The organism is Erythrobacter sp. MTPC3 (assembly GCF_042854385.1).
GTDB lineage: Bacteria > Pseudomonadota > Alphaproteobacteria > Sphingomonadales > Sphingomonadaceae > Erythrobacter.
Genome location: NZ_BTGP01000007.1, coordinates 141091 through 167690 on the forward strand (window position 1 = coordinate 141091; position 26600 = coordinate 167690).

The 26600-nt window shown below is 59.5% G+C and carries 20 protein-coding genes; 9 read left to right on the forward strand and 11 right to left on the reverse strand.

All coding sequences use genetic code 11. The features are described from left to right. The first annotated feature begins 113 nt into the window (after positions 1–113). Positions 114–1181 carry a substrate-binding domain-containing protein gene (locus tag ACGHU1_RS11090; protein WP_390587045.1) on the forward strand — a complete coding sequence of 356 codons (1068 nt, stop codon included), beginning with the start codon at positions 114–116 and terminating at the stop codon, positions 1179–1181. A 5-nt stretch (positions 1182–1186) separates the two neighbouring features. On the opposite strand, the gene ACGHU1_RS11095 is transcribed toward ACGHU1_RS11090, so the two are convergent. The 5 genes from ACGHU1_RS11095 to ACGHU1_RS11115 form a co-directional block, all read right to left on the reverse strand. Next, complete coding sequence (locus ACGHU1_RS11095; protein ID WP_390586884.1) at positions 1187–2122, reverse strand: sugar-transfer associated ATP-grasp domain-containing protein; 936 nt, start codon at positions 2120–2122, stop codon at positions 1187–1189. Position 2123: 1 nt separating this feature from the next. Continuing rightward, entirely contained in the window at positions 2124–3221 is a 1098-nt protein-coding gene (locus ACGHU1_RS11100) for a 7TM domain-containing protein (RefSeq protein ID WP_390586886.1), read from the reverse strand. Beyond that, the gene (locus ACGHU1_RS11105) at positions 3211–4143 is read right to left on the reverse strand and encodes a hypothetical protein (RefSeq protein WP_390586889.1); all 933 of its coding nucleotides are present in this window, start codon (positions 4141–4143) and stop codon (positions 3211–3213) included. Before ACGHU1_RS11105 ends, ACGHU1_RS11100 begins: the two co-directional genes overlap by 11 nt. Positions 4144–4334: 191 nt before the next feature. Beyond that, positions 4335–6737 (reverse strand): DNA translocase FtsK 4TM domain-containing protein, encoded by a 2403-nt coding sequence (locus ACGHU1_RS11110; protein ID WP_390586892.1) that lies wholly within the window; start codon positions 6735–6737, stop codon positions 4335–4337. 61 nt (positions 6738–6798) lie between these two features. Continuing rightward, a complete protein-coding gene (locus ACGHU1_RS11115) occupies positions 6799–7374 on the reverse strand; it encodes a thiamine phosphate synthase (RefSeq protein WP_390586895.1) in 576 nt (191 codons plus the stop codon). On the opposite strand from ACGHU1_RS11115, the gene ACGHU1_RS11120 reads away from it, so the two are divergent. Both ACGHU1_RS11120 and ACGHU1_RS11125 read left to right on the forward strand, forming a co-directional pair. Next, on the forward strand, positions 7358–8035 hold the full coding sequence (locus tag ACGHU1_RS11120) for a YggS family pyridoxal phosphate-dependent enzyme (RefSeq protein ID WP_390586898.1): 678 nt from the start codon (positions 7358–7360) through the stop codon (positions 8033–8035). The two genes, ACGHU1_RS11115 and ACGHU1_RS11120, sit on opposite strands and share 17 nt — an antisense overlap. Next, the gene (locus ACGHU1_RS11125; RefSeq protein ID WP_390586900.1) at positions 8028–8483 is read left to right on the forward strand and encodes a hypothetical protein; all 456 of its coding nucleotides are present in this window, start codon (positions 8028–8030) and stop codon (positions 8481–8483) included. Before ACGHU1_RS11120 ends, ACGHU1_RS11125 begins: the two co-directional genes overlap by 8 nt. A gap of 55 nt (positions 8484–8538) precedes the next feature. On the opposite strand, the gene ACGHU1_RS11130 is transcribed toward ACGHU1_RS11125, so the two are convergent. The 3 genes from ACGHU1_RS11130 to ACGHU1_RS11140 form a co-directional block, all read right to left on the reverse strand. Continuing rightward, a complete protein-coding gene (locus ACGHU1_RS11130; protein ID WP_390586903.1) occupies positions 8539–10878 on the reverse strand; it encodes a TonB-dependent receptor in 2340 nt (779 codons plus the stop codon). Positions 10879–11010: 132 nt separating this feature from the next. Beyond that, positions 11011–13770, reverse strand: coding sequence for a [protein-PII] uridylyltransferase (locus tag ACGHU1_RS11135; protein ID WP_390586905.1), 2760 nt, complete (start codon positions 13768–13770; stop codon positions 11011–11013). Between the two features lie 46 nt (positions 13771–13816). Next, positions 13817–15538, reverse strand: a complete 1722-nt coding sequence (locus ACGHU1_RS11140; RefSeq protein WP_390586907.1) for a class I adenylate-forming enzyme family protein — start codon at positions 15536–15538, stop codon at positions 13817–13819. A gap of 199 nt (positions 15539–15737) precedes the next feature. On the opposite strand from ACGHU1_RS11140, the gene lgt reads away from it, so the two are divergent. From lgt to ACGHU1_RS11155, 3 genes are read left to right on the forward strand one after another with little or no spacing between them, the layout of a single operon-like run. Further along, the gene (gene lgt, locus ACGHU1_RS11145; protein ID WP_390586909.1) at positions 15738–16619 is read left to right on the forward strand and encodes a prolipoprotein diacylglyceryl transferase; all 882 of its coding nucleotides are present in this window, start codon (positions 15738–15740) and stop codon (positions 16617–16619) included. Next, positions 16508–18763 (forward strand): class I SAM-dependent methyltransferase, encoded by a 2256-nt coding sequence (locus ACGHU1_RS11150; RefSeq protein ID WP_390586911.1) that lies wholly within the window; start codon positions 16508–16510, stop codon positions 18761–18763. The genes lgt and ACGHU1_RS11150 overlap by 112 nt, the downstream gene beginning before the upstream one ends. A gap of 56 nt (positions 18764–18819) precedes the next feature. After that, on the forward strand, positions 18820–19263 hold the full coding sequence (locus ACGHU1_RS11155) for a DUF2147 domain-containing protein (RefSeq protein WP_390586913.1): 444 nt from the start codon (positions 18820–18822) through the stop codon (positions 19261–19263). A gap of 11 nt (positions 19264–19274) precedes the next feature. Here ACGHU1_RS11155 and ACGHU1_RS11160 read toward each other — a convergent pair whose 3' ends face one another. The 3 genes from ACGHU1_RS11160 to ACGHU1_RS11170 are packed head-to-tail and all read right to left on the reverse strand — an operon-like array spanning position 19275 to position 23209. Then, the gene (locus tag ACGHU1_RS11160) at positions 19275–20858 is read right to left on the reverse strand and encodes an ABC transporter permease/substrate-binding protein (protein WP_390586915.1); all 1584 of its coding nucleotides are present in this window, start codon (positions 20856–20858) and stop codon (positions 19275–19277) included. Further along, positions 20855–21670, reverse strand: a complete 816-nt coding sequence (locus ACGHU1_RS11165; RefSeq protein ID WP_390586918.1) for an ATP-binding cassette domain-containing protein — start codon at positions 21668–21670, stop codon at positions 20855–20857. The genes ACGHU1_RS11160 and ACGHU1_RS11165 overlap by 4 nt, the downstream gene beginning before the upstream one ends. Positions 21671–21697: 27 nt before the next feature. Continuing rightward, the gene (locus tag ACGHU1_RS11170) at positions 21698–23209 is read right to left on the reverse strand and encodes a sensor histidine kinase (RefSeq protein ID WP_390586921.1); all 1512 of its coding nucleotides are present in this window, start codon (positions 23207–23209) and stop codon (positions 21698–21700) included. A gap of 226 nt (positions 23210–23435) precedes the next feature. On the opposite strand from ACGHU1_RS11170, the gene ACGHU1_RS11175 reads away from it, so the two are divergent. Genes ACGHU1_RS11175 through ACGHU1_RS11185 form a run of 3 tightly spaced genes read left to right on the forward strand, consistent with a single transcriptional unit; the run spans position 23436 to position 26478 of the window. After that, positions 23436–24602 (forward strand): isovaleryl-CoA dehydrogenase, encoded by a 1167-nt coding sequence (locus tag ACGHU1_RS11175; RefSeq protein ID WP_390586924.1) that lies wholly within the window; start codon positions 23436–23438, stop codon positions 24600–24602. Continuing rightward, positions 24599–24874 carry a hypothetical protein gene (locus ACGHU1_RS11180; RefSeq protein WP_390586927.1) on the forward strand — a complete coding sequence of 92 codons (276 nt, stop codon included), beginning with the start codon at positions 24599–24601 and terminating at the stop codon, positions 24872–24874. Before ACGHU1_RS11175 ends, ACGHU1_RS11180 begins: the two co-directional genes overlap by 4 nt. Beyond that, positions 24871–26478 carry a carboxyl transferase domain-containing protein gene (locus tag ACGHU1_RS11185; RefSeq protein WP_390586930.1) on the forward strand — a complete coding sequence of 536 codons (1608 nt, stop codon included), beginning with the start codon at positions 24871–24873 and terminating at the stop codon, positions 26476–26478. The genes ACGHU1_RS11180 and ACGHU1_RS11185 overlap by 4 nt, the downstream gene beginning before the upstream one ends. The last annotated feature ends 122 nt before the right edge of the window (positions 26479–26600 follow it).

Genomic DNA, 26600 nt, shown 5'->3' on the forward strand with positions numbered 1-26600 from the left:
ACCGTTTTTGCAGGGACTTTATACTAGTGGCATTGCTGCGCTTGCTACGTAATATCCGTGTCACAGATCGCGCCTAGCGCAGGGTGCGAAAAGGGATCGGTAGAACTATGTTTATGCGCAAATTGGGTATGGTTGCCTTGGGCCTCGCGGCAGCGACACTGGGCGGCTGCGACGGCGGCGGAGGATCGCGCGATTCCATCCGTGCTGTAGGTTCATCGACAGTCTACCCGTTCGCCAAACAGGTGGCTGAAAGCTATGCGCGCTCGAACCCCGATTTCAAATCGCCGCTGATCGAATCCACCGGCACGGGCGGCGGGATCCAGCTGTTCTGTTCCAAGATCGGTGCAGATTCCCCTGATATGGCCAATGCCTCGCGCCGGATGAAACTGTCCGAATTCGAACGTTGCATCGCCAATGGCGTCGATCAGGTGATCGAATTGCAAGTCGGGCTGGACGGGATTGCCTTTGCCTCGGCAGCCGGCGGCATCATGCTAAACCTGTCACCGCAGATCGTTTATGAGGCGCTTGCCGCCAATCCTTATGGCGGGGAACAGACCGCGCAGGTGTGGTCGGATGTCGACCCGTCGCTGCCCGATGTGCCGATCCTGGTATACGGTCCGCCAAGCACGTCGGGCACGCGCGACGCGCTGAAAGAACTGGTGCTGGAGGCAGGGTGCGACAGCAATCCCGCGATGGAGGCGCTCAAGGACGAAGACGAGGACCGCCACCAGCAAATCTGCACCGAAGTGCGCAGTGACGGCGCCTATGTCGATCAGGGAGAGCAGGACAATTTGATCGTCCAGAAGATCGAGAGCAATCCGCGCGCTGTCGGTGTGTTCGGGTTCTCCTATCTCGAAGAAAACTCCGACAAGGTTCAGGGCCTGCCGATGAACGGGGTTGATCCGACCTACGAAAACATCGCCAATTTCGATTATCCCGGCGCGCGTCCGCTGTATGTCTATGTGAAGAAAGCGCATATGCGCGCAATTCCGGGCCTTGATGCGTTCCTGCAGGAATGGGTCAAGAACTGGGGGCCAGACGGATCACTTGCGCGCGTCGGGATGGTTGCCTCTGCACCTGGCAAAATGGCCGAGAACGAGCGCAAGGTGAACGAACAGATCGTGATGACCCGCGAAGACCTGACCGGCGAAGCGCCTGCAGCAGGGGCGGACGCGGGGTAACCGCCTTACCGGAAATCCTCGCCCACGGCGGCCATCTGGGCTTTTAGCCCCAATTGGCAGATGTTTTGGATCTCGATCCCCGGGTGCGCATTGACTTCGATGATGAGCGGGCCTTCGTTTTTGTCGAGCACGATGTCCGATCCGCTATAGCCCAAACCGATGGCGGGGCCGCACCGGCTCGCCAGTTCCAGCACCCGGTCCCAGCCGGGCACTTCGTATCCGATCAGTTTGGTGCCAGTGTCGGGGTGGTGGGTGATTGCCTCGCCTTGCACCAGAGCGCGCGTAATTCTCCCTGTTTCAAGCGAGATCCCCGCACCGATGGCGCGCTGGTGCAAATTGGCTTTCCCGTCGGATTCGTTGGTCGGCAGGCGCAGCATTGCCATGAGCGGTTCGTCGTGAAGACAAATGACGCGCAGATCGGGCAACCCTTCGGGCACAAGGTTGGCGAGTGTCGGATCAGCTATGATCAGCGGTTCGATGAGCGCCGCGTCCTCGCTCGCCGTGTCCCCGGAAAATCCGCCATCAACAACCCTCTGGATATGGTGCATCACATCGGTTTCGGTGAGCGGGGTGCCTGACCCCTTGAACCAGACGTCCCCTTCGCGGCGCACAGCGAGCAGGATGCCATCACCCTGCGATCCGCGTGCCGGTTTGATCGCCCAGGAATCGGGCATGTCGCGGGTCGGTTTGAAAGCGTTCAGTTTCTGGTGATCGTCGATCACGGCGACGGTCCCGGTGCAGGCGATCCCAGCAGCCTCAAGCGCGACCTTGGCTGCAACCTTGTCACGCGCCCGCTCAATCGCGATGCGCGGATTGTATTTCGCGATAAGGGCGTTGCGCATATTGATCCCGAGGATTTCCTCCATCGGGGTCATCTGCTGAGGCATCAGGCTGCGCGCCCGTTTCTCCCTGCGAAATATCTTTTGCAGCGGCATGAACATCTCAGACGTCCTCTTCTTTTCGGATCAGCCAGGCATTGTGGACCGGGGGCCGTCCAGACGCACCAATGCGAGGCACAAACTGAGCCTCGCTATCAGGTTCCATAGGCTTGCGAGGTTGGGGCACTCGCCTTCGATTGAAGCGGATGAGGTCATCGTGCGACGCGATAACCCATGCCCCTTCGAGGGGCGGCGCGCGTTCCTTTGCAACTGACTGAGCGGCAACCACAGGTTTTTCGTCCGCCGGCGGTTCGTTTTCGGGTTTTCGCCGGTCGAGCGGGACGTCTGCGGGCAATTCATCGGCTTGCGAGTTGCGCCTTCGCTCCAGCCAGATGGGTGCGAACCGGCCGATTTCCGTGAGCCGCAGCCCGCGATAGCGGCCCAGAATGGCAATCGCGATGGCTGTGCCGCCCGGCATCAGCAGAGGCGACGCCTCAATCAGCATCAGCGCGAGGTGCGAAACCATCACGAACTGAATGACGATGGAAATCATGAAGGTGTTGAACGCCTGATGCGCGGCCTCGAACGGGCCGTCTTTTTCCCATTGTCGCCACCACCGCTCCACTACGAGAGCGCACACAACGACGGGAAACGCATCGACCTGCAATTGCGTGTCGAGGATCATCTGCAGCGCCACGAGCACAAGCACGATGAGCGAGATTAGCACCCCCAGGAACCCGACGCGCGTCATGCGCAGTTTCAGCAGGCTGGGGGCTACGATCATGCCAACGCCGACCGAGGTGCCGAGCACGATCGGACCCATGATCGGACCGATCTGAAGGAAAGCGAGCGCCACCAGCATGGGGGTGAACAGGCCGAATGCCTTCAACCCGATAAAGCTGCGCGCCAGCACGACCAGAAATGCGCCCAGCGGCAGGACCATCATCAGGTTCGATGGTTTAAGGCCCCAGATCGCCTGCGACGTCGCAACGCCTTCGAATTCTGAAGGCAGCGCGAGAAACTGTTCGGTATTCAGCAGGCCAAGCGCGACGAGCACCGCCAGGCACAGCCCGACAGCGAGTCCGATGTAAAAGGGGCGCCTGACCTGCGGGGTCGCGCGGTCCCTTATCAGTTTGAACTTGGCTACAAACTTAGAATACATACCCGACCGTCAGAGTGAGCCGGTACCCTTCACGCTCTCGCGTAGGTTGGTTACTGCTGGAAAAGATGTATTTCGCTTCTGCTTCGACGCGCCACTTGTCGGGCCACCACAGCAGCTCAATTTCTGGCACGATGAGTTCATCCGCACGTCTGTCGCCATCGGGCGTCAGCCGCCCATCAAATCGGGTCTTGAGCAGTTCGATTGCGGGGCGCACGCGCAAATCCGGCGTGATCGGCTGGGTGTAAGAGGCTTTCGCGGATTCGCGGGAATATCCGCGATCGGGATCGTCTGATTCAATCGATTCCGCCCTAAGGTCGAATGTCAGGTAATTGTATCGTCCGAACCGGTGGCGATATTGCGCATCTACCCGCGGACCTTCTCCGGTTGTCTTGAGATCTGCCCTATTGTCATATTCGCGATCCCGCCACGTGCCGCGAACGCGGAAACGGTTGGCGCGGGTCGGCTCGTATGAAACGCGAACCGAACCCTGCAATTCGTCCGTATCGCTCGATTCTGCAGTGACCAGATCATCGTAATATCGGCCGCGAACCTGAACATCCCAGTCGTTGCTGAGTTCCTGTTCAAACGTGGCGGTGATCCGGTCCCTATTGCTGTCGCTGCGCCCTTCGCCCAACCGAAATACTTCGATCCGGTCTGCCTCTAACCGGAACCGTGTGTCCTCGTCTTCGAAATCCACGCCGACCTGCGCACGGGCGGTAATTGCATCGCCATCGACGATGATCTGTTCATCGCGGGTAGCGGCTTCAGCGCTGACGATCCCCAATTCCACTCGCGCATCGGGTTCAAGCGTCCAGCCATCTGCCTGAGCAGAGGCGCTCGCACCTGTAAAAATGGCGACTGTGCCGAGGCACAGCACGGTCAGGGCGCGGCGGGCCCGCGTTACGGTGTGATAATCGAACATCTGCGTATCTCTACGCAGTGGTAATTTAGAAAATCCTAACCCTAATTCTCAACCAGTCACTTCGCTGATTTCAAACGAACTTTTTCTTGATTGCGCCGCAAATTCCCTCTGGCCGTTGACGGCAAAAGCCAGGGTTTAGCGCGTGCTGTAAGACTCACATCAGCGCTCGCGGGCAAACCTGCGGGTTTTTGTTACAGAGGGTTGCCGTCCTGATCGCGGAAAATTTCGCGCCGCCCGACATGGTTGGCAGGTCCAACAAGACCCTCGCTCTCCATGCGCTCAATCCACTTGGCTGCGGTGTTGTAGCCTACGCCCATCTGCCGCTGAAGCCACGAGCCGGAGGCTTTTTGGTTTTCGATCACGATCTGGCAGGCCTGGCGGTATTTCCGCTCTTCCGGGCTGTCTGAGGCAGTGAGGTCATCTTCGAAATTGAGACCGCCGCCGTCTTCGGGTTCTTCGGTAACGGCGTCCACATATTCAGGCGAGCCCTGCGCACGCCAGAAATCTGCGACCGCTTCCACTTCTTCGTCGCTGACAAACGGGCCGTGGACGCGCACCATCGCTCCGGTGTTCGGCTTGTAAAGCATGTCGCCTTTGCCAAGCAGCTGTTCTGCGCCCTGTTCGCCCAGGATCGTGCGGCTGTCGATGCGGCTGGTCACCTTGAAACTGATACGGGTCGGCAGGTTGGCTTTGATGACGCCGGTGATGACATCGACCGATGGGCGCTGGGTCGCCATGATCAAGTGGATGCCCGCTGCGCGCGATTTCTGGCTGAGGCGCTGGATCAGGACTTCGATTTCCTTGCCCACAGTGACCATGAGATCGGCTAGCTCGTCCACGATCAGCACAATCTGCGGCAGGGGCGCGTAATCGAGCTGTTCTTCCTCGTACAATTGCTCGCCTGTATCGGGGTCAAAACCGGTCTGCACCCGGCGGCCGAGCGGTTTTCCTTTGGCAATCGCGGATCGCACCTTGTCGTTGAAAGAGATGATATTGCGCGAATTGACCGAGCTCATCATTCGGTAACGCCGCTCCATCTCCTCGACCGCCCATTTGAGCGCGCGCACGCTTTTATGCGGCTCTGTCACCACCGGGGAGAGCAGGTGCGGAATATCGTCGTAACTCTTTAATTCCAGCACCTTGGGGTCGATCAGGATCAACCGGCATTCGGCCGGCGTGAAGTGATACAGCAGGCTGAGAAGGATGCAGTTCAGCCCGACCGATTTACCCGAACCTGTCGTACCGGCGACCAGCAGGTGAGGCATCGCGGCAAGATCGGCAATGATCGGTTCGCCAGCGATATCCTTACCCAGAATGATCGGCAGATTGCCCTTGTTCTCGGCAAAGGCGGCGCAGGCGGCCAGCTCTTTCAGCATCACCATCTGCCGGTCTTTGTTCGGCAGCTCAATGCCCATCACTGTCTTGCCCGGAATGGGCGAGACGCGCGCGGAAATCGCGCTCATATTGCGGGCGATATCTTCTGCAAGTCCGACGACGCGGCTCGCCTTGATACCGGGTGCGGGCTCCAGTTCGTACATGGTGACGACCGGGCCGGTGCGAACGGCCGTAATCTCGCCCTTCACATTGAAATCGTCGAGCACGTTTTCGAGCAGGCGCGCATTGCGTTCAAGCGCCAGCTTGTCGAGCTTTGGCCCGGAATCCTCGGGGATCGGTGCCAGCAGGTCGAGGCTGGGCAGGTTGTATGCAGCGAACATGTCGCTCTGTTTTTGCTTCGAGGGAGACGCCTTCTTCGGCGGCGCGGAAGGATCGGTAATTTCCGGCGCGCGGCGCGGCGCGATGTCGGCAACCGGTTCCGGTTCAGCTTTTGCCTTGCGCCGGGCTTTGGGAGCAGGCGCTGCATCTTCATCGTCCGCAAACGAAAGCTGACGATCATCGGTTTTCCGTCCAAAGGGCAAACGAGAAAGCAGCCCGCCGCCCAGTGCGCCTCCACCAAGGAATTTCGGGAGCGTCAGCAATGCCCGCCAGTCGATCGCAAACACACGAGTGACAAGGGCAACTCCGCCCGCCAGAGACGCAAATGCCCCGCCTAGCACGATCCAGCCGGATGCCTGATCGCCGAACCGCTCTGCCACCGCATAAATACCGCGTGCGCCCAATAGGCCCGACGCTCCGCCAAGCTGGGCCGGCAATGTTCCGCCCGGCCCGTCAAATGCGAGTGCGAGGACGGTGGAAATCAGCACCATTGCGGCCAGCAACATCCCGGCGGGCAGCCACCAGCGCGTTGGCTCGTCCTCACCGAACTCAGCATCGTTTTCGACGTCGCGCCACAGCTTGCGCGCGGAAATATAAAGCAGCGGCAGCAACAGAATTGCAGGCAATCCGAAAATGAAGAAAGCGCGATCGGCCGCCCAGGCGCCGGACAGCCCCATCCAGTTGCTGACCTGATCGGATGATGCTGCGGTCGACGGGCTGGGATCGGTTTGCGTGTAACTCGCCAGCGAAAGCGCGAAAAACACCATGGCCGCAAACAGCAAAGCCGCGCCTGTGACCTGCGCGGTGCGGCGGATGCTGCGGCGCAGCCCGGCGCGCCAGTCTGCGGTCGATTTACGGGTGTTGATAGCGCGGGTCGCCATGGGGTGCTCCTATTAGAACACACCATGAATCCTCACGCAGTCGTGGTCAAGCGGAGTGCGGTTAGCTGAGCCCGTCAATCGCGGCCCATCGCGGCCAATCCAGCGCCTGTGCACGGAATGTGTCCATGCCCCCCAAGGCAATTACCGGCATCAATGCCAGCCGCGCCAACAGCCTGAAACGGACCGGACCCAAAGCCACGCCTTCGATATGAGAGCGGGTGGGATATATTGGTGATATCAGGACTGCATCGCAACCGGAACGGTTCGCAAGACCCACTTCTTTCGGATTGTGCGCCGTGGCCAAGCGCAGCATTCCATCGCGGCGCGGCACCAGGGACCGCGGTGCACCGTAAATCCCGTCAGCACCCCATTCCCGCGCCGTCAGCGCGCTGTCGGCGAGGATGATCGTATGTCCCCGCGCCCGCGCGATCCGGTGCAGCGAGCGAAAGCGGCCAAATCTTTGCGGATCATCGAGATGGTAGTGCCGGTAGATGAACCCCGAACTCCTTGGCAATCGGAGTAGCGCGTCTTCCAGAACGTGATCATTGCGCTTATCTGAAATCAGCCAGATGTGAGGTAGGGATTGGTCTTGCAGCACGAGCGCCCTATAGCGCGGCGCTATGGAAAATGCAGCCACCCAGTCCGCCGCGCGTTTGGCCGAAGTGAACGCGAACATTGCCCGCATATGCAAACCGGCGCGGCGCGATCCGGCGGACATCACCCTGATTGCCGTTAGCAAGACGCATCCCGCAGAGAAAATCGAGCCGCTTCTGGAAGCCGGCCACCGTGTCTTTGGCGAAAACCGGGTGCAGGAGGCGCAGGAGAAATGGCCCGCCATGCGTGAGCAATATGCCGGAACCCAGCTGCATCTTATCGGGCAATTGCAATCGAACAAGGCCGACGAAGCGGTCGCACTGTTCGATTGTATCCACGCGCTTGACCGCCCCAGCCTGCTCAAAGCGCTTGCCAAGGCGATGGACAAAGCGGACCGGCGCGTGCCTTGTTTTGTTCAGGTCAATATCGGCGATGAAGAACAAAAAGGCGGATGCGCCATCACGCAGCTTCCCGAATTTCTGGGCAAGGTGCGTGATGCGGATATCCCGGTTGCGGGCCTCATGTGCCTGCCGCCTGCTGGGATCGAGCCTGCGCCATTCTTCGCGCTGCTTTACAAGCTGGCAGCGGACAACGGCATCTCGGGCCTGTCGATGGGGATGAGCGGCGATTATGAAACCGCTATCCAGCTGGGCGCGACGCATGTGCGTGTCGGCACGGCGCTGTTCGGGGCGCGCGGTGGCTAGCGATTTCGCGCAGTTCGAGGATCGGTGGCTCGCGCGCCTCAATGACGGCGCGAAAACCGTTTTTCATCATACTGACCTGATGCAACCCGGCGGCCTGCATTTTGCGATTGCCAACGGGTTCGCCTCCAGCCTCGGCTACGATGCCATCGGATTTAATTGGGAATTGCTCGACGCGCATTGCTCCGCTGAGGCGCCGCGTTCGGCAATCGGGCAGCTGTGCGAAGCGCTTTCGGGCCAGATCACCAATCCTTCGCAACCATGGCTAAGCAAGCGGCAAGCGGAACAATGCGCAGCCGACTTGCTTTCCTGCTTCGATGCGGCGTCGCTGACAGTCGTTGCCAATCGTTATGACGGGCTGTGGAATCCGATATCGAGCGCGCCGACCGAATGGGGTTTTGTCTGTTTTGATACCGCGAACATCGCCTTGTTGCTGATCGCGGAGGCGTAAAAAAAGGGGCGCTCCGAAAAGCGCCCCTCCTTTGATTTGAGCTGATCGCTCAGGATCAGAATTCGAACATCGCCTCGACACCCAGCTGACGACCTTTCGACAGCGGAGAGAAAGTGCCACCGGTCGGGTTGTCTGCAAACGGGGTCGCCACGCCGGTCGAGAGCGGCCCGCCGAAGAACGCGCTCAATTGCGTGTCACCGCCCGCCTGCACCTGGTCGAGCAGGTTGCGACCATAGACCGAGAAGCTGAGCCCATCGACCGGGGTGATCCAGGTGACGTTGGCCTCAAGATTGCTCGAGTCCTGAATGAACCCGAAGTTGTTGTCGGTGTAGGCGAATTCGTCACGATACTGGAAGTTCACCCGGCTCAGAATTTCGCTGCTACCGAGCAGGAGTTCATGCACGAGGCCAACACCCCAGGTAACTTCTGGTACGCGCGGTAGAGCCAAGTCCAGATCGGCATCATTGATCACCCCATCACCTGAAATATCGAACAGGACCGAATCGTAACTCGCGTCGATCACGCCGATATTTGCCGTGAACAGAAGCGAATCTGACAGGCGTGCCCGCGCTTCGGCTTCAAAGCCGAGGATCGATGCATCTGCGGTATTGAGAATGTTCTGAACAACACCCGACCCCGGATCCGCGACGTTCACTTCACGCTGCATATTCTGAATTTCGGTCAGATAGGCTGCGAGGTTGATAGTGAATGCGCCGTCACTGGTCTGGAATTTGCCGCCGATCTCAAAATTGTCGACCTGTTCCTCACCGAAAGAGAGAGCGCCGCTTTGAGCCACAGCGTTGGCAAAACCGGGAATATCCGTGATGCGGAAATTGTAACCGCCAGAACGGAAACCGCGGGTCCAGTGACCGTAGATTTGGCTGTCTTCGAATTCGTACTGGAGTCCCAGTTTTGGCGAGACGTTGCGGAACCGCACATCATCTGTGAAGCCGTTTTCTTCAGTCGGGATCAGCGAGTTTGTGCCGCTGGTCGGACATGTTTCTTCAACCACCGAACATGCAACGCGCGGGCGGATATACGTGATCGCCGCGTCTTTCGTCTCTTGGCTCCAGCGAATCCCGGCGATGATGGAAAGAGCATCAGTCAGATAGAATTGACCGTTCGCAAATGCCCCCAGGACTTCGTGATCCTGACGGCCACCGCCGTAGAAAGTGAGCGGCGAAATTGGCGGCAGATCGCGAATCTCGGTGTAGGCAAGACTTTGGTCGAAATAGAAACCGCCAATTGTCAGATCGAAATTGTCGGTCGAAATCGCATAGCGCAGCTCGTTCGAAATCTGCTCTTGCTCGGTCTCGGTATCCGAATGGAAGATGAAGACTGGCAGTGCATCAATGTCACCGCCGGTCGTGCCGCTATATTCGCGGTAGCCGAAGATATTGGTCAGCGTTCCCGGGCCAATGTCCAGTTCGGCAGTAAGCGAACCGGTCCAGATTTCGTTAGCATAAAAGCCGGGAAAGTCGATGGCGAAATCAAAGGTATCGCGTTCGAACGTGCCGCGGTTCTGTGCAGATGGTCCGTCGCCGTCGCTTTCGAAATAGTCGAGCTTGCCGGTCAGCGTAAGGTCGCCAAAGCGCCCTTCGAGTGCACCGCGAAAGATCTTCGTCTCGGCTTCGCCGTGGTTTGCATTATCAAAAAGGTTGGTGAAGTAACCTTCGTCCTTGTTGTAATACGCACCAACCTTGAACAGCAGCACGTCCTCTACAATCGGACCGGAGACCACACCGCTTACGGTGTAGTTGGCGCCGCCACGTCCGCCATCGGCAAACGGACCGTCAACCGCTGCGCGGAATTTGCCTTCAAATTCCTCGGTCGGGTTGCCGGTGTTGATGAGAACCGCGCCGCCCGTCACGTTACGGCCAAACAGGACGCCCTGCGGCCCGCGAAGAATTTCGACGCTTTCCAAGTCGAACAGGTCAAATACTACGCCGGCATTGTTTCCAAGGTAAACGCCATCAACGAAAACGCCGACGGTCGGGTCGATCGAAGGGATCGAGGAGTTGATGCCAAGCCCGCGGATCGAAAAGTTCGCGGTCCCGCGGCTGGTGCCGATCTGGTCAAGCGACACGTTCGGAGCCGAATAGGTAAGACCCTGCACATCGCGCACTTTTAGCGCTTCGAGTGTGTCGGCGCTGAATGCGGTCACAGCGAGGGGGACGTCTTGCACGTCTTCGGGATTTTGTGTCTTGGTCCCGGTGACAATGATGTTGCCGATCGTGTCGAGTGCGCCGGTGCGCTTTTGAGGCGCTTCTTCGGCGGTTTCGGTATCGTCTGCATCCTGCGCATGCGCTGCAAACGGGAAAGCGGCAGTCGTCGAAAGCAACAGCGCAAGCTTGGCAATGCCAAAGCTGCGCCGCACGGGGGTACGGTTGGTCATGGTCATCCTCTCCTAGGTGATGGCCTCGCCCTTAACGTTCAGTCTGCAAAATGCAACCTACTTGCGTTAACCATCGGATCGGCGGCCTACACTGGCCGACGGAAGACTTCCTACGATCAGCCGCTTCCGCGCTCAGGCGTTTTCGAGCTGCTGCTGTTTCCGGTCGCTCGCCGCGTCGAGTAGCGCCGCTTCGATCTCGGCGAGCCTGTCGGGAGCCGTGATTTTGCTGCCGGTTAGGTCAGTTACGTAAAATGTGTCTGCCGCCGATTCCCCGTATGCGGTGATATGCGCCGACTGGACGATCAGGTTTGCCTTGAAAAGCGCGTAGGCCAATCGGTTGAGCAGCGCAGGCCGGTCCCGCGCGGTGACTTCGATCACGGTGAAGTGGTTCGATGCTGAATTATCGAAGCTGACACTGGGCGCGACGGAAAACGCCTTGGCGCGCGAATGCGGCAGCGGACGGGCGGCGAGTTTGGGCACCAATTCGTTCTTGCCGCTCAGAGCGTCGCGAATGCCTTTTTCTAGACGTTTGAGCTGGCTTTCCTCACTGAAAGGCATGCCGTGCTGGTCCTGGACCAGGAAATTGTCGATGGCATAGCCGTTCATTGCGGTGTGGATGCGCGCATCGATGATGTTCGCCCCGGCAAGGTGGATGCCGCCTGCCATCCGGTAAAACAGGCCCGGATGATCGGGCGCAATCGCGCTGACCAGAGTGGCACCGCGTTCCTCATCGACCTCACAATGGATCGACAGATGATCGTCGATCCGCCGCGCTTCTTCATACTGGATCAGGTTCTTGGCGATGATGTCTTCGGGTTCTGCGATCCAATAGGCATCGCTCAGCAGATCGCCTGTTTGTTCGACCAGATAGGCTTTCTCGCCGAGCACTTCGGCAGCGCCCTGCTTGCGTGCGGCCACGCGCTGCGTTCTGCCGGTGCGCTTGTGACCCAGCCGCAGGCGTTCCTGTGCGGCATCGTAAAGCTCGCCCAGCAGCTGACCTTTCCAGCTGTTCCAAGTTCCGGGCCCGACCGCGCGGATATCGACCGCGGTCAGGATCGCGAGATTGCGCAGCCGCTCAACGCTTTTCACCTCGGCCACGAAATCCTCGATTGTCTTCGGATCGGTGAGATCGCGTTTCTGCGCGGTGGAGCTCATCAGCAGATGTTGAAGGATAAGCCACGCGACCAGCTCGGTTTCCTTGCTATCAAGGCCAAAGCGCGGGCAAAGCTGACGCGCAACCTCGGCGCCCAGAACCGAGTGATCGCCGCCGCGCCCCTTGGCAATGTCATGTAGCAGTACCGCGACATACAGCGCCCTGCGAGAGCTGATCTTGTGCACCACCCTGGTTGCGCGCGGATGGTCTTTTTCCAGCAAGCCGCGCTCAATCTGGCTGAGCAGCCCGATGGCGCGGATGGTGTGTTCGTCGACTGTGTAGTGGTGATACATGTCGAACTGCATCTGTGCGTTGACGCGGCCAAAATCGGGAACGAAGCGCCCGAACACCCCGGCCTCGTTCATCCAGCGCAAGGCCGTTTCAGGGTCTTTGCGCCCGCTTAGCAGGTCCAGGAATAACGCATTGGCGCGCGGATCCTTGCGCACCTTGGCATTGATCAGACGCGAATCGCGATCCGCCTGACGCATGGTTTCAGGATGCACTTCAACGCCCTCAGTCTCGGCCAGCTGAAACAACTCGATCAGGCGCACAGGGTCCTTGGCAAACCAGTCATCCGAAGGCGCGCGAATGCGCCCGCCGGAAATTACAAAGCCTCTGACCTCGCGGCTTTTCTGGCTCCACCCGGCAAAGAAACCGCTGCGCACTTTCGACGCGTTGTTCTCTTCTTCAAGGTGGGAAAGAAACACTCCGGTCAGGCTGCCGACCCGTTTTGCCTGCATGAAGTAGAACTGCATGAAGCGTTCGACCGCGCTTTTGCCCGGCCGGTCGGCGAAATTCATGCGTTCTGCGACCTGGCGCTGCAGGTCGAATGTCAGGCGGTCTTCGGCGCGGTCCGTGATGACATGCATGTGGCAACGCACCGCGAGCAGGAACCCTTCTGCACGGCGGAAACTGCGATATTCGGTTTGCGTAAAGAGCCCGATCCCGACAAGGTCGGCGGCTGTTTCCACGCGGTGTGTGTATTTGCCGATCCAGTAAAGCGTCTGGAGGTCACGCAGGCCGCCTTTGCCATCTTTCACATTGGGCTCAACCACATAGCGGCTGTCGCCCATCCGTTTGTGACGCTGGTTGCGCTCCTCGAGCTTTTGGGTGAGAAATTGCCGCTCGCTGCCGCGCACGACCTCTTGCCAGAACCGCTGGCGCAGCTCTTCGTATAACCCTTCATCGCCCCAAACCAACCGCCCTTCGAGCAGCGCGGTGCGGATTGTCAGGTCTTCTTTCGCCATGCGCATCGTATCGCCGATGGTGCGGCTGGAATGGCCGACCTTCAGCCCCAGATCCCACAGCAGATAAAGCATTGCCTCGATCACCTGCTCGCACCAAGGCGCGCGTTTCAGTGGGGTGATAAACGCGATATCGACATCGGAATGCGGAGCCATCTCCGCGCGCCCGTAGCCGCCAACAGCAAGGATTGCGAGACGCTCCGCCGCTGTCCGATTGTGGACCGGATAGACATGGGCGATCACGTAATCGTGGATCACACGGATCATCTGATCGGTCAGAAACGCGTGGCCCGCCGCGCATTCATGTCCGGCCGATGGTTTTTCCAAAAGCCGCCGGTCAAGCTCTTCGCGCCCCGCTGATAATGCGTCCCGCAATGCGCCGACAATGTCTTGCCGGGCGTCCGGCCCACCGGCTTCGGCAAGCTGCGACACGCGCTCGGACAGCGCGCGGCGATCTATGATGGCGCGCTGTCCGGGCACACGTGTGCGGGTCAAATTCGGCTCCTTCGGATTGCCCGGTGATGGTCAGGCACTTTGCGGATCAGGCAGCACTCACCTGTTCGGTGTATTGCTGGCGCAGCGTTTTCTTGTCGATCTTTTGCGTGCCGAGACGCGGCAGCACATCGTTCACTACCCAGATATGTTCCTCAAGCGGCACTTTGAAGGGGGCCGTATTGCCGAGCAGGAATTCGCGCAGGTCGGCGGCCGTCATCGGATCGCGGCCCTCTTTTACGCGAATGACAGCGGCGGGCACTTCGCCCATGCGTTCATCCGGCAGGCCAAAGACCGAGCATTCGGCAATGTCGTCATGCGCGTAGATCGAATCCTCGACCTCTATGCAGGAGATATTTTCGCCGCCGCGGATGATGATGTCTTTTTTGCGATCGACAATGAAAAGGTATTCGTCTTCATCGAGATAGCCGAGATCACCGGTGCGGAAGAAACCGTTATCGGTGAAGGCTTCGCGCGTTGCCTCGTCATTGTTCCAATAGCCTTTGAAATTGGCGACCGAACGGATGCAAACTTCGCCCACGCTGCCTTGCGGCAGTTCGTTTCCATCATCATCGAGTATGCGCAGGTCGACCATCGGTTTCGATGCGCGCCCGGTTGATCCCGGTTTGGCGAGGTAGTTTTCGTTGAAGTTGCCGCAGCCCACCGCATTGGTTTCGGTAAGGCCATAACCGAGCAGCGGGAAACCTTCGGGAAAGGCTTCCTTGATCTTGGTCACATGGTCGACAGGGCGCGGCGCGCCGCCGGCAGCGAAGCTTTTGCAGGCAGACAGATCATATTGTCCGCGATTGGGGTGCGTGGCCATTTCATAGCTCATCAGCGGGACGCCTACGAAATAGGTGACCCGCTCGTTCTGCATCAGGCGCAGCGCCTCTTCGGCATCCCATTTTGGCATAAGCACCAGTTTGCGGGCGATGGCATAGCTTTGCAGGAACAATGGCACTTCGCCGGTCACGTGGAACAGCGGAACCGCGATCAGCGCGCAGGGCTGATCGGTCAGCTCTTGACCCTGGCTTTCCAGCAGCAGTTTCGCCATCGCGCTTTGGCTGACATAACTCATCACACCGGCGACAACGCCGCGGTGATCGGACCATGCGCCCTTGGAATTGCCGGTCGAACCGGATGTGTAAAGGATGGTCGCAATATCGTCTGGGCCTAGCTGGGCGAGCGTTTGCATCGCCACCGAAGTTTGCAGATCAGCTGGTGCTGCCCAGATGTTGGCGAGACCATCGGCAGGCGCACCGCCGTGTTCGAACAGGACAAGTTTCGCCGGATGATCGGTGCCGTCCAGCCGTCTCGCACGGCCCTCATCGGCCAGCACCATCTTGCACTCGGCGAGGCGCACACCGTAGGCAAGTTCATCGCCTGACCAGAACCCGTTGAGCAAGGTGGCGCAGCCGCCAGCCATGATGATGCCCATGTAGGCGATCATCCAGTTGGCCGAATTGCGCGCCGCCATGCCGATCCGGTCGCCTTTCTCGACGCCGTGATGCTTGACCAGGCCTTCCGCGACGCAAACGGCGGCGGAATAAGTCTCGCCAAATGTCAGGCGCACGTGGCCATCGACGAGGAAGGGGATATCCTTATGCTCGTTGCAGAAATGTGCAAAGTAATGTGCGAGCGTGGGAGGCGCGGCTGCAAAAGCGGGCATTTCCACGCCGTTACGTTCAAACGTGGTGGTCGCGAACGGCATTCCGTCTTTTGTCAGTTCGCTCATTATCGCTTCGAGCGCAGTGTCCAGCTGTGTGGGCATCCTAGCTTTCTCTCCTTCAGGTCTCTCGTCTCTGATGCATCCGGCATCTGCTGGCGCCGGTAAACACTTGTTTAAAGCATGGCGATGCTGACTGGGCAGGCCTTCCCCAAAGCTCTTTCCCCCAACGCGCCGCTGTGCCACAAGCCGCTCAACTTTGGTCGCTGAGGCGGCTTGCAATGGCTATTAAGAGGTTCCTTTGATGCTGTCACTACTTGCTGCAAGCGGCGCCGTTGCCGATCCGATCTACTGGTCCGATCTGGGCCTGCGCCCCGGGATCGACCTAGGATTTTTTACGCTACGTTTCTATTCACTTGCATACCTTTTAGGCGTGATCTTCGCTTATTGGCACCTGTCCAAGATGATCAAACAGCCGGGCGCCCCGCTAGCGCAACGTCATGCCGATGATTTGTTCTTTTATTGCACGCTCGGGGTCATTCTGGGCGGCCGGATCGGGTATGCGATCTTTTACAACCCGAATCTCTGGGACAACCCGCTCGACATCCTGAAATTATGGGAAGGCGGGATGAGTTTTCACGGCGGTCTGGTCGGGGTGCTGATCGCGATTGCGTGGGTCACGCGGCGCGGCAATCTGTCGTTCCTGCGGGTTTGCGACTATATTGCGGTCAACGTGCCGATGGGGATGATGCTGGGCCGGCTCGCGAATTTCAACAATGGCGAGTTGTGGGGCCGCGCCACCGATGTGCCATGGGCGATGGTTTTTCCCGACCCGCGCGCAGGCGAAATCGCCCGTCACCCAAGCCAGCTTTATCAGGCTGGACTGGAAGGGCTGGCATTGCTGGTTGTGCTGATGCTCTTGTTCTGGAAGACAAATGCGCGCTATCGCCCCGGTTTGCTGGTGGGGATTTTTACGCTGGGCATGGGCATTGCCCGTTTCGTTAACGAATTTTTCCGCGAACCTGATACCCAGCTAGCGGAATTTGCGGCCCGGACCGGGCTATCGATGGGGCAATGGCTAACAATACCGCTGATCTTGATTGGGTTGATTGTAACGCTCTACGCGCTGACGAGGAAGCCGGTGGGAACCGGCAGCATCTCGGAAAGCAAGTCGGCGACCGCCTGAGCGACGAACAATTTGCATGGCAGCCTTCGGGTCTGTTGTTGATCGAACCCGACGGAACCGAAACACGCGTTCCGGCGGCACTGCCCGGCGGCATCGACGTGCCCCCGGTCAAGCAGGATGCCAAGCGCAAGGCCGCTAATGAAGCCATGGCGAAGGCAGCAGCTAAAGCCAAAGCTGAACAGGAAGCCGAAGAGCTGGCTAAAGCTGCTGCCGAACAGAAAGCCCGCGAGGAAGCCGAGCGCAAGGTGGCAGAAGCAGCGGCATTAAAAGCAAAACAAGAAGCCGAGGCCAAAGCAGCTGCCGAACAGGCGGCAAAGGAAGAGGCCGAGCGCAAGGCACGCGAAGAAGCGGACAAGAAGGCCAAGGCCGAAGCCAAGCGCAAGGCCGATGCAGCGGCGGCAGCCAAAGCAAAAGCTGAGGCGGAAGCGGAAGCCGCTGCCCTCGCGAAGGCCGCAGAAGAACAAGCTGCAAAGGAAAAGGCAGCAAAAGAAGAGGCCGAGAAAAAGGCCAAAGCCGAGGCAGAACACAAAGCCAAGCTGGAAGCTGAGGAAAAAGCGAAAGCCGAAGCCGACCGCAAGGCGAAAGAAGAAGAGGCCAGAAAAGCAAAAGCGGCGGCGGAGAAAAAGGCGCGCGAAGAAGCGGAGCGCAAGGCGAAGGCGGAAGCTGCGGCAAAGGCAGCTGCCGAGAAAAAGGCTCACGAGGAAGCGGAAAAGAAGGCCAAGCTAGAAGCCGAAAAGAAAGCCAAGGCCGAGGCAGAAAAGAAAGCGAAGGCCGAAGCCGATCGCAAGGCCAAGTTGGAGGCCGAGAAAAAAGCCAAAGCCGAAGCGGAGCGCAAGGCCAAGCTGGAGGCCGAGAAAAAAGCCAAAGCCGAAGCAGAAGCCAAAGCGAAGAAGGAAGCAGAAGCCAAAGCAAAAGCTGAGGCGGAGGCAAAGGCCAAAGCTGAAGCGGAGGCGAAGAAACAGGCCGAGGAAAAGGCGCGCAAGGAGGCCGAAGCTGCAGCGAAAGCCAAAGCTGAGGCGGAACAAAAAGTCGCCGAAGAAGAGCGCAAGGCCGAAGAGGAGCGCAAGGCTGAAGAAGAAGCCGTCGCCGCCCGTCTGAAGGCAAAGGATCTGGGTAAGACGTTCCGCCGTCTGATCCGCGAAACCGGCCCCATCAGCCTCGCCCAGTTCATGGGGGAGAGCAATGCGCGCTATTATGACAGCCGCGACCCGTTAGGCGATGACGGCGATTTCATCACAGCGCCCGAAATCAGCCAGATGTTCGGTGAGCTCGTCGGCCTTTGGCTTGCCGATGTGTGGGTGAAAATGGGCGCGTCTGACAATATTCATTACGTCGAGCTTGGTCCGGGACGCGGCACTCTTGCCAGGGATGTCCTGCGAACGGCTGGAAAGTATGGCTTCGACCCGCAGGTCCACTTTGTCGAAGGGTCAATGGAATTGCGCAAGCTTCAGCGCCAGGCAGTGCCAAAGGTTAGGTTTCACAATGATCTTTCGAGCCTACCCGAAGACCGCCCGCTGCTGATCGTCGCCAACGAATTTTTCGATGCACTTCCCATCCACCAGCTCGTCCGCTCCGCCAATGGGTGGCATGAACGTATGATCGGGTTGGAGGGCGATGATCTGGCATTTGTTGCCGGTGACAAGCCGATGGATTCGATCGTGCCAACCAGCTGGCGCAGCGCCGCCCAAGGTTCGATGATTGAAACGAGTCCAGCCGCTTCTGCGCTTATGGCGGAGATCTCACAGCGCCTCGTCAATCAGGGCGGCGTTGCGCTGATTATCGATTACGGGGCTAGCGAACTGCGCGCCGGATCAACATTGCAGGCTCTCAAAGAACACAAGAAGGTCGATCCGCTAATCAATCCGGGCGAGGCGGACCTGACGGCGCATGTCGATTTCGAGATGCTGCAAGAGGTCGCACAAAACAACGGTGCGGATTTCATGGGTCTGCAAATGCAGGGCGAATGGCTGCGTCAGCTGCATATCGACACCCGGCTGGAGGCGCTCAAGCGCAAATCACCCGGGATGGCGGATCAGGTGCAGCGCCAACGTGATCGTCTGGTTGAGGATGACCAGATGGGCGCTTTGTTTAAGGTTCTAGGCATAAGCGGTAGGCGCTGGCCGCGGGGGGAAGGCTTCGACTAGTCCTGTGTAACTTTTGCACCCTTTCGAACGAATACCGATCGACGATTTGGGAGAAGATGATGGCTCCGCGACTTACTGCTAAATTGGCTGGTAAAACAGCTGCCGCGCTTGTGCTTGCCGTTCTGGCGGTCCCTGCACTCGCGACCGATTCCGTTGAAGGACGCTGGATCACTGCGGAGAAGGATGCGGTTGTAAGCATAGGGAAATGCGGCTCATCCACATGCGGGCGCATCACCCGGTTTCTGGTGCCGCCGCCTGGCGGACCTGATCAGCGCGACATTAACAATCCCGATCCCAAGCTGAAGACCCGCAAGCTGCTGGGCCTGCCGGTCCTGTCTGGCTTTACCGCTGACAGCGATGAATGGCGCGGGCGCATTTATGATCCGAAAACCGGCAAATCCTACCGTTCGATCTTGCGGCGCAGGGATACGAACACGCTGGAGGTCAAGGGCTGCATAGGCCCGTTTTGCCAGACGCAAATCTGGAAGCGGGCGCGCTGATTGCGTCTGACCTAGTCCTGCCGGACTGCCCCTAACCCGATTTTTGCGGCCAGTTCTTCAGCCGCCTGTGCCGGGCTTAATTTCCCTTCGCCCTCGCGGTCCACGGCGAAATTGGCCTCGCGCATATCCTCGACACTGATTGCATCGATCAAGGGGCGCAGCGCCTCTGCAATGGCTTCGTTGTTTGCGACGCGCGGAGACAGCATCAGCATCGCATCGTAAGATGGCAGTGCCTCTTTCGGGTCTTCGAGCACGACCAGACGGTCCGCCGCGATCCGCCCGTCCGACGTGTAGGCACTGATTACGTCGGCCTCTCCCGAACGCAGGGCGTTATACATGAAAGTCGGCGAGAAATTGCGCTCTTCGGCGAAGTTCAGATCATAGGCCTGATTGACCGCAATCCATTCCGGGCGTTCAAAAAATTCAGGATCGCCGCCGACGGTCAGGCGCCCTGCAACCGGCACGAGATCCTCCAGCGAAACCACCCCCAGCGATGCTGCGCGGTCTTCCCGCATGGCAAAGGCATAGGCATTTTCAAAACCAAGCCGTCCCAGAACGCGGACGCCGTTTTCTTCGGCCTCCCACGCCTTGATCGTTTCATACATCGCCTCGCGCCCGGGGTTGTCCGTTCGTTTGAGATTGTTGGTCCAGATTGTGCCGGTGTAGTCCACCGAGATGTCGATGTTAGAAGACGCGACAGCATTGTGGACCACCGCTGATCCCAGCCCGTCGCGGTAATCGACATCAAAGCCTGCTTGCTCAAGCTGCGAACCGATCAAACGCGCGAGGATATATTGTTCGGAAAACTGTTTCGAGGCGATGATGACAGGGCCGATATCGCCCTCCTCGCGTTCTTCACCGAACCAGTCATCGCCGAACTGATATACGAGCGCTGCTATCAGGCCGAGCGCCACCGCCAACAATCCTCCGCCCCATTGCCAGCGTTTACGCGCGGCCAGCCCGCGCTCGATCTGGCCCAGCAGCAAATCGGTGACCAATGCCAGCGCCGCGCTTGCAAAGCATCCGGCCAGCACCAACACCCAGTTCTGGGTCTGCAATCCGGCAAAGATTGGATCGCCCAGGCTCGGCTGGCCGATCGTGGTGGACAGCGTTGCTGCGCCGATCGTCCAGACACTCGCGGTGCGGATGCCGGCCATGATGAACGGCGCGGAAAGCGGCGCCTCAACCAGCCGCAGTTTTTGCCATGCGGTCATGCCGACACCGTCCGCAGCCTCTAAGATGCCGGGGTCGAGATTGGCCTGCGCGGTAACGGCATTGCGCAAAATCGGCAGCAACGCATAAAGCGCAAGCGCCAGCAGCGCAGGCAGAAATCCCAAGGTTGGCAGACCTTCTCCGAATACGGACCGCAGGCTGAGCAGGATCGGGAAAAACAGCGCCAGCAGAGCCAGCGCCGGGATGGTCTGCACCAGACTGGCAAAGCCAAGTGCGATGCGATTTACATTGCGCGAACGGCTCGCCCAGACAGCCAGCGGCAAAGCCACTGCTATGCCCAATCCGATCGCGCTGGCGGACAGGATAACGTGCGCCGCCAGCTTGTCGCCCAAACCGAACAGTGTTTCCCAAAATCCATTCATGGGGCCGTGTTCCCATGGTTCGCGCCCGCCGCTTCCATCGCAGCAAGCCGTTCGGCCTGCTGGCGCGGCACCGCGACCAGCCCTTGCGCGATTTCTCCGCCGCCTCCCGCAAGCAGCGATGCAGGTGTTTCATCTGCCACCAGAAAGCCGCCGTCCATGACCAGAACCCGGTCTGCCAATAGCAGCGCCTCGGCCATATCGTGCGTCACCATGACCGTGGTCAGGCCAAGCCTGTTATGCAGCTCGCGCACTTTCTCGCCCAGCGCATCGCGCGTGATCGGGTCGAGCGCGCCGAACGGTTCGTCCATCAACAGCATCTCTGGATCGCCCGCCAGCGCGCGCGCCACGCCGACGCGCTGACGCTGTCCGCCTGACAATTCATCGGGCATCCGGCCGGCCATTTCCGGCTCCAACTCTACCAGCGTGAGCAGTTCCTCAATGCGTGAGGGTTGGAGCCGCTCTCCCGCAAGGCGCGGCCCGATGGCGATATTCTCCCTCACCGTAATATGGGGAAACAGGCCGATGCCCTGAAAGACATAGCCGACGCGCCGGCGCAAATGCGATTGGTTGAGCGCGGTGACATCCTCACCGCCGAACAACACCCTGCCCGCGCTTGGCTCGACCAGCGTGTTGACCATTTTGAGTAATGTTGATTTGCCGGATCCCGACGCGCCGACAAGTGCGACAAAGCTGCGCGCGGCGATGGTGCAATCGACCCCGCCTACCGCGATCACGTCACCATCATCGCCGTAGCTTTTTTCGGCGCGGTTAAATGTCAGGATGGGGGATGAAGCGTCGGGATCGGCTGCCATGGTCCGTAGGCGATAGCGGTTGATGCGCTATTCGGCCAGCCGCTCTGCCGGAATGGTGATAACCGCGCACAGACCCTCTGCCCGCCAGTCATGTTCAATGCCGCCTGTCAGCTGGTTACGGATCGCCATGTTAATGAGCCGCGAACCGAATCCGGTCGCCTCCGGCGCGAGAGTCGCGGGACCATTTGTCTCGCACCACTTGATCACCACATTGTCGCCCGCCCGCGTCACCGATATCGCAAGCCGGCCTTCAGCCACGCTGAGCGAGCCATATTTGGCGGAATTTGTAGCCAGCTCATGGAAGACGAGCGCGAGCGGAGTGGCGGCGCGTTTGCCCACGGCGACCTCTTCTCCGCTGATGTTGATCGCGCTTTTCCCGGCCACACCATACGGCGCCATCAGGATCGCGAGCAGTGCGGCGAGATCATCGTCGGTCGGGCCGTCCAATTTGAGCGCAAATTCCTGCGCGCGCGATAGTGCACGAATGTTGTCGGACAGCATTTCGCCAAAGGCCTGGATCGTGGCATCGCCGCGCGAATGCATCGAAATCAGCCCGATGATGACGGTAAAGATGTTCTTGATCCGGTGCGCGAGTTCCCCGGCCAGCAACTCGCGCTCCTCGGAAATCCTGTGGGCATCGTCGATATCGGTGATTGTCCCATACCAACGCGCGGTTTTCTGGTCGCTGGACGAGGGGACTGCGCGCGACAGCACCCAGCGATACGATCCGTCAGCCCGCCGCAGTCGCCATTCGTCCTCGAACATTTCCGTATTGGCCAAGGCGTGAGTGAATTTGGCCAACGAGCTTTCATATTCATCGGGATGGATTGCGGCGCGCCAATCCTCGACATTGGTGGGGGCGGGTAGGCCTGTTATCTCGCCCCAGCGCGCGTTGACGTAATCGAACGCTCCGTTCGCGTCGGCCGACCATGCAATATCGGGCACGCTATTCAGCACGAAATTCACTCGTTCCGCGCTCTGTTCCATTTCTGCACCGGCTATCCCGGCCTGCCTGTGCGCATCCAGACGGCGCCTGGTCGCCTGCGCAAGCACAGTGAAACCTTCCAGCTGGATGTCGGACAGCGGCTCGGAACGCGGCTCAGTATCGATCACGCACAACGTGCCGAGCGGCGCGCCCTCGCTACTGATAAGCGGGATACCTGCATAAAAGCGGATGTGCGGCGGGCCAGTGACCAGAGGGTTCGCGGCAAAGGTTGGATGATCCAGCGCGTTCTGCACTATCATCGGCACGCCGCCCTGCATGGCATGCGCACAGAAGCTCCATTCGCGCGGCGTTTCCGTTTCTTCCAGTCCTTCTGCCACAAGGAAACGTTGCCGTTCCGCCTCGACAATGCTGACAAGGGCTATGGGCGCTTCGCATAATTTTGCGGCAAAACCTGCGATCCCTGCCAGTTCATCGTCCCCGGCGAGCGCATCGAATCCGTAGCTGGCGAGCACCATGAGGCGTTCATCGTCGGAACAAAAGTTACTCGCTGGCGGAGTGCCTACAGGCCAAGTAGCATTTTCTGCAACAGTCACAGCGCCTTACCTCCGGGAGCGAGACTTACGTCCCGGGCAATACATGAAAGTTTCGGCACGTCAAAACGGTATGCCTGTGCGACCATATTCAACCCGCTGCTTCGTCAGCCAAGGCGTTGGCGTTTGCTGACGGCGTTGCTAAGGCGCAATGCAAGTCAATTGTCAGCCACCGCTATCGCATAAGCCGGGCGCGGCGAGGCCGGGCATACAAATGGACAGAGGATCAATGCGAGCTACCCCCGATTTCGATTTCCAGCTTGGCGAGAGCGCCGAGATGATCCGCGAGAGCGTTGGCCGCTTTGCCGACGAACAGATCGCTCCGCTCGCGGCAAAGATTGACCGCGAAGACTGGTTCCCGCGCGGCCTGTGGCAACCCATGGGCGAGATGGGTTTGCACGGCATTACGGTCGAAGAGGAAGATGGCGGGCTTGGTCTCGGCTATCTGGAACACGTGATCGCGGTTGAAGAGGTCAGCCGCGCGAGCGCATCGCTGGGCCTGTCGTATGGCGCACACTCCAATCTGTGCCTCAACCAGATCCGCCGTTGGGGCAATGAAGAACAGAAAGCGAAATACCTCCCCGGCCTCATTAGCGGCGAGCATGTCGGCAGCCTCGCCATGAGCGAAGCCAGCGCCGGTTCGGACGTGGTATCGATGAAGCTGAAAGCCGAGGAAGTGCAGGGCGGATACGTGCTCAACGGTACCAAATTCTGGATCACCAATGCGCCTGAGGCTGACACGCTGGTCGTCTATGCCAAAACCGATGGCCACGCCGGATCGCGCGGAATCACCGCCTTCCTGATTGAAAAAGGCGATGAAGGCTTCTCCATCGGTCAGAAGATCGAGAAAGTCGGCATGAAAGGCTCGCCCACAGCAGAGCTGGTGTTCGATGATTGCCATATACCCGAAGACCGCGTGATGGGACCGGTCAATGGCGGGGTCGGGGTCCTCATGAGCGGGCTGGATTACGAGCGCGTCGTGCTCGCCGGATTGCAGCTTGGCATCATGCAGGCGTGTCTCGATACTGTCATCCCGTATCTGCGAGAGCGCACACAGTTCGGCAAACCGATCGGCAGTTTCCAGCTGATGCAGGCGAAGGTCGCCGATATGTATGTCGCGCTGCAATCGGCGCGGGCGTATACTTACGCTGTGGCGAAAGCCTGCGATGCGGGCAACACGACACGCTTCGATGCGGCGGGGGTAATACTGCTGGCATCGGAAAACGCTTTTCGCGTCGCCGCTGAAAGTGTTCAGGCGCTGGGCGGCGCAGGCTACACGCTCGATTGGCCAGTCGAACGCTACATGCGCGATGCGAAGCTGCTGGACATTGGGGCGGGGACGAACGAGATCCGCCGTATGCTAATCGGGCGCGAGCTGATCGGAGCGGCGGGGTGAGCGACAGCTTGCTGACCGCCTTGCAGATTTACGGCGCGGCATCGGGACTGGTGGCGGCTTTGATCGTCTCGCTTAACCTCGGCGCGCAATGGACCGGCTGGGGCTTTGTCATTTTTGTGACGAGCTCGGCGGCGCTGGTCGCATGGGCATTTCTTGGCGAACAGGGTCTCGCAGTGGGATGGCAGAATGTTGGCCTGCTGTGCATCAACGGTGTTGGCGTCTATCGTTATTTGTTTGTGAAAGCGCCCGAGGAAAAAGAAGACACTGAATGACCGCTCCTGTGCTCAAATCAACGCTCGATCGTGAAGGCCCGGAGACTAAAGCCCGCGCGGAGCATAACAGGGCGCTGGCCGGTGATTTGCGCTCAAATGTGGCCGAGGCCGCGCTGGGCGGGCCCGAGCGAAGCCGTGAACGTCATGTCTCGCGCGGGAAATTGCTGCCGCGCGAGCGTGTGGAGCGGCTGCTTGATCCCGGATCGCCGTTTCTTGAAGTGGGTCAGCTTGCCGCTAACGGCATGTATGAAGGTGACATCAACGGCGCATCGCTGATTTGCGGGATCGGGCGTGTCTCGGGCCGTCAGGTCATGATCGTATGCAACGATGCCACCGTTAAGGGCGGCACTTACTACCCGATGACGGTGAAGAAGCACCTCCGCGCGCAGGAAATTGCGCAGGAAAACCGCCTGCCTTGTATTTATCTGGTCGATAGCGGCGGGGCGAACCTGCCGCACCAGGCGGAGGTCTTTCCCGATCGCGACCACTTTGGCCGCATCTTCTTCAACCAGGCGAATATGTCCGCGCTCGGCATTCCGCAGATCGCCTGCGTGATGGGCAGTTGCACCGCGGGCGGCGCCTATGTGCCTGCCATGTCGGACGAGACTGTGATTGTGCGGGATCAGGGCACGATCTTCCTTGCTGGACCCCCGCTGGTGAAAGCCGCAACGGGGGAAGAGATCACTGCTGAGGATCTCGGCGGCGGGGACCTCCATGCTAAGAAATCGGGCGTGGTCGATCACTTGGCCGAGAATGACGAACACGCGCTCACCATCGTGCGCGATATCGTCAGCCACCTTGGCGAGAACACCGATGCTGCCACCAACATAGCCCTCAAAGACCCGCGCCCGCCAAAATTCGATGCGGACGACCTGTATTCGATCATCCCGGACGATGTGCGCGCGCCCTATGACGTGAAAGAAGTGATTGCGCGGTTGGTCGATGGCTCCGAGTTCCATGAATTCAAAGCGCAATACGGCTCAACACTGGTGTGCGGCTTTGCGCATATCTGGGGGATGCCGGTCGCGATCCTCGCCAATAACGGCGTGCTGTTTTCCGAAAGCGCGCAAAAGGGCGCGCATTTCATCGAGCTTGCTTGCCAGCGCCGCATTCCGCTGTTGTTCCTGCAAAACATCTCCGGCTTCATGGTCGGCGGGAAATACGAAGCGGAGGGCATAGCCAAGCATGGCGCGAAACTCGTCACTGCTGTCGCCACCGCGACCGTGCCCAAGATTACCGTAGTGATCGGCGGCAGCTTTGGCGCGGGCAATTACGGCATGGCGGGCCGCGCCTATTCTCCGCGTTTCCTGTTCACATGGCCCAATGCGCGGATCAGCGTGATGGGCGGCGAGCAAGCCGCAAGTGTGCTTGCGACCGTCCACCGCGATGCGGACAGCTGGAGCGAGGAAGAGGCCGAGGCTTTCAAAGCCCCGATCCGGCAAAAATACGAAGAAGAAGGCAACCCGTATTATGCCACAGCGCGGCTTTGGGATGACGGCGTGATCGACCCGGCACAGACCCGCGACGTGCTCGGCCTTGCCTTTGCCGCAACGCTGGAAGCTCCGATTGCCGAGCGGCCCGCGTTTGGTGTGTTCAGGATGTGAGCCGAGGAACGCTGGGAAGAGCTCTGGATCAAAGAACGCTCGCACCCTGCAACCCGTGCACTGCCATTTGCGTAGCTCGGATGAACAAACGGTGTGACCTGCATCATCGCCTAACCAACGAT

Bases quoted from the DNA above. Each gene is read 5' to 3' on its own strand.
- ACGHU1_RS11160 (WP_390586915.1), bottom strand. From the start codon at position 20,858: ATGAATGGATTTTGGGAAACACTGTTCGGTTTGGGCGACAAGCTGGCG.
- ACGHU1_RS11155 (WP_390586913.1), top strand. From the start codon at position 18,820: ATGATGGCTCCGCGACTTACTGCTAAATTGGCTGGTAAAACAGCTGCC.
- ACGHU1_RS11175 (WP_390586924.1), top strand. From the start codon at position 23,436: ATGCGAGCTACCCCCGATTTCGATTTCCAGCTTGGCGAGAGCGCCGAG.
- ACGHU1_RS11165 (WP_390586918.1), bottom strand. From the start codon at position 21,670: ATGGCAGCCGATCCCGACGCTTCATCCCCCATCCTGACATTTAACCGC.
- ACGHU1_RS11140 (WP_390586907.1), bottom strand. From the start codon at position 15,538: ATGCCCACACAGCTGGACACTGCGCTCGAAGCGATAATGAGCGAACTG.
- ACGHU1_RS11105 (WP_390586889.1), bottom strand. From the start codon at position 4,143: ATGTTCGATTATCACACCGTAACGCGGGCCCGCCGCGCCCTGACCGTG.
- ACGHU1_RS11100 (WP_390586886.1), bottom strand. From the start codon at position 3,221: ATGTATTCTAAGTTTGTAGCCAAGTTCAAACTGATAAGGGACCGCGCG.
- ACGHU1_RS11130 (WP_390586903.1), bottom strand. From the start codon at position 10,878: ATGACCAACCGTACCCCCGTGCGGCGCAGCTTTGGCATTGCCAAGCTT.
- ACGHU1_RS11150 (WP_390586911.1), top strand. From the start codon at position 16,508: ATGGCTAACAATACCGCTGATCTTGATTGGGTTGATTGTAACGCTCTA.
- lgt (WP_390586909.1), top strand. From the start codon at position 15,738: ATGCTGTCACTACTTGCTGCAAGCGGCGCCGTTGCCGATCCGATCTAC.
- ACGHU1_RS11110 (WP_390586892.1), bottom strand. From the start codon at position 6,737: ATGGCGACCCGCGCTATCAACACCCGTAAATCGACCGCAGACTGGCGC.
- ACGHU1_RS11095 (WP_390586884.1), bottom strand. From the start codon at position 2,122: ATGTTCATGCCGCTGCAAAAGATATTTCGCAGGGAGAAACGGGCGCGC.
- ACGHU1_RS11090 (WP_390587045.1), top strand. From the start codon at position 114: ATGCGCAAATTGGGTATGGTTGCCTTGGGCCTCGCGGCAGCGACACTG.
- ACGHU1_RS11120 (WP_390586898.1), top strand. From the start codon at position 7,358: ATGGAAAATGCAGCCACCCAGTCCGCCGCGCGTTTGGCCGAAGTGAAC.
- ACGHU1_RS11185 (WP_390586930.1), top strand. From the start codon at position 24,871: ATGACCGCTCCTGTGCTCAAATCAACGCTCGATCGTGAAGGCCCGGAG.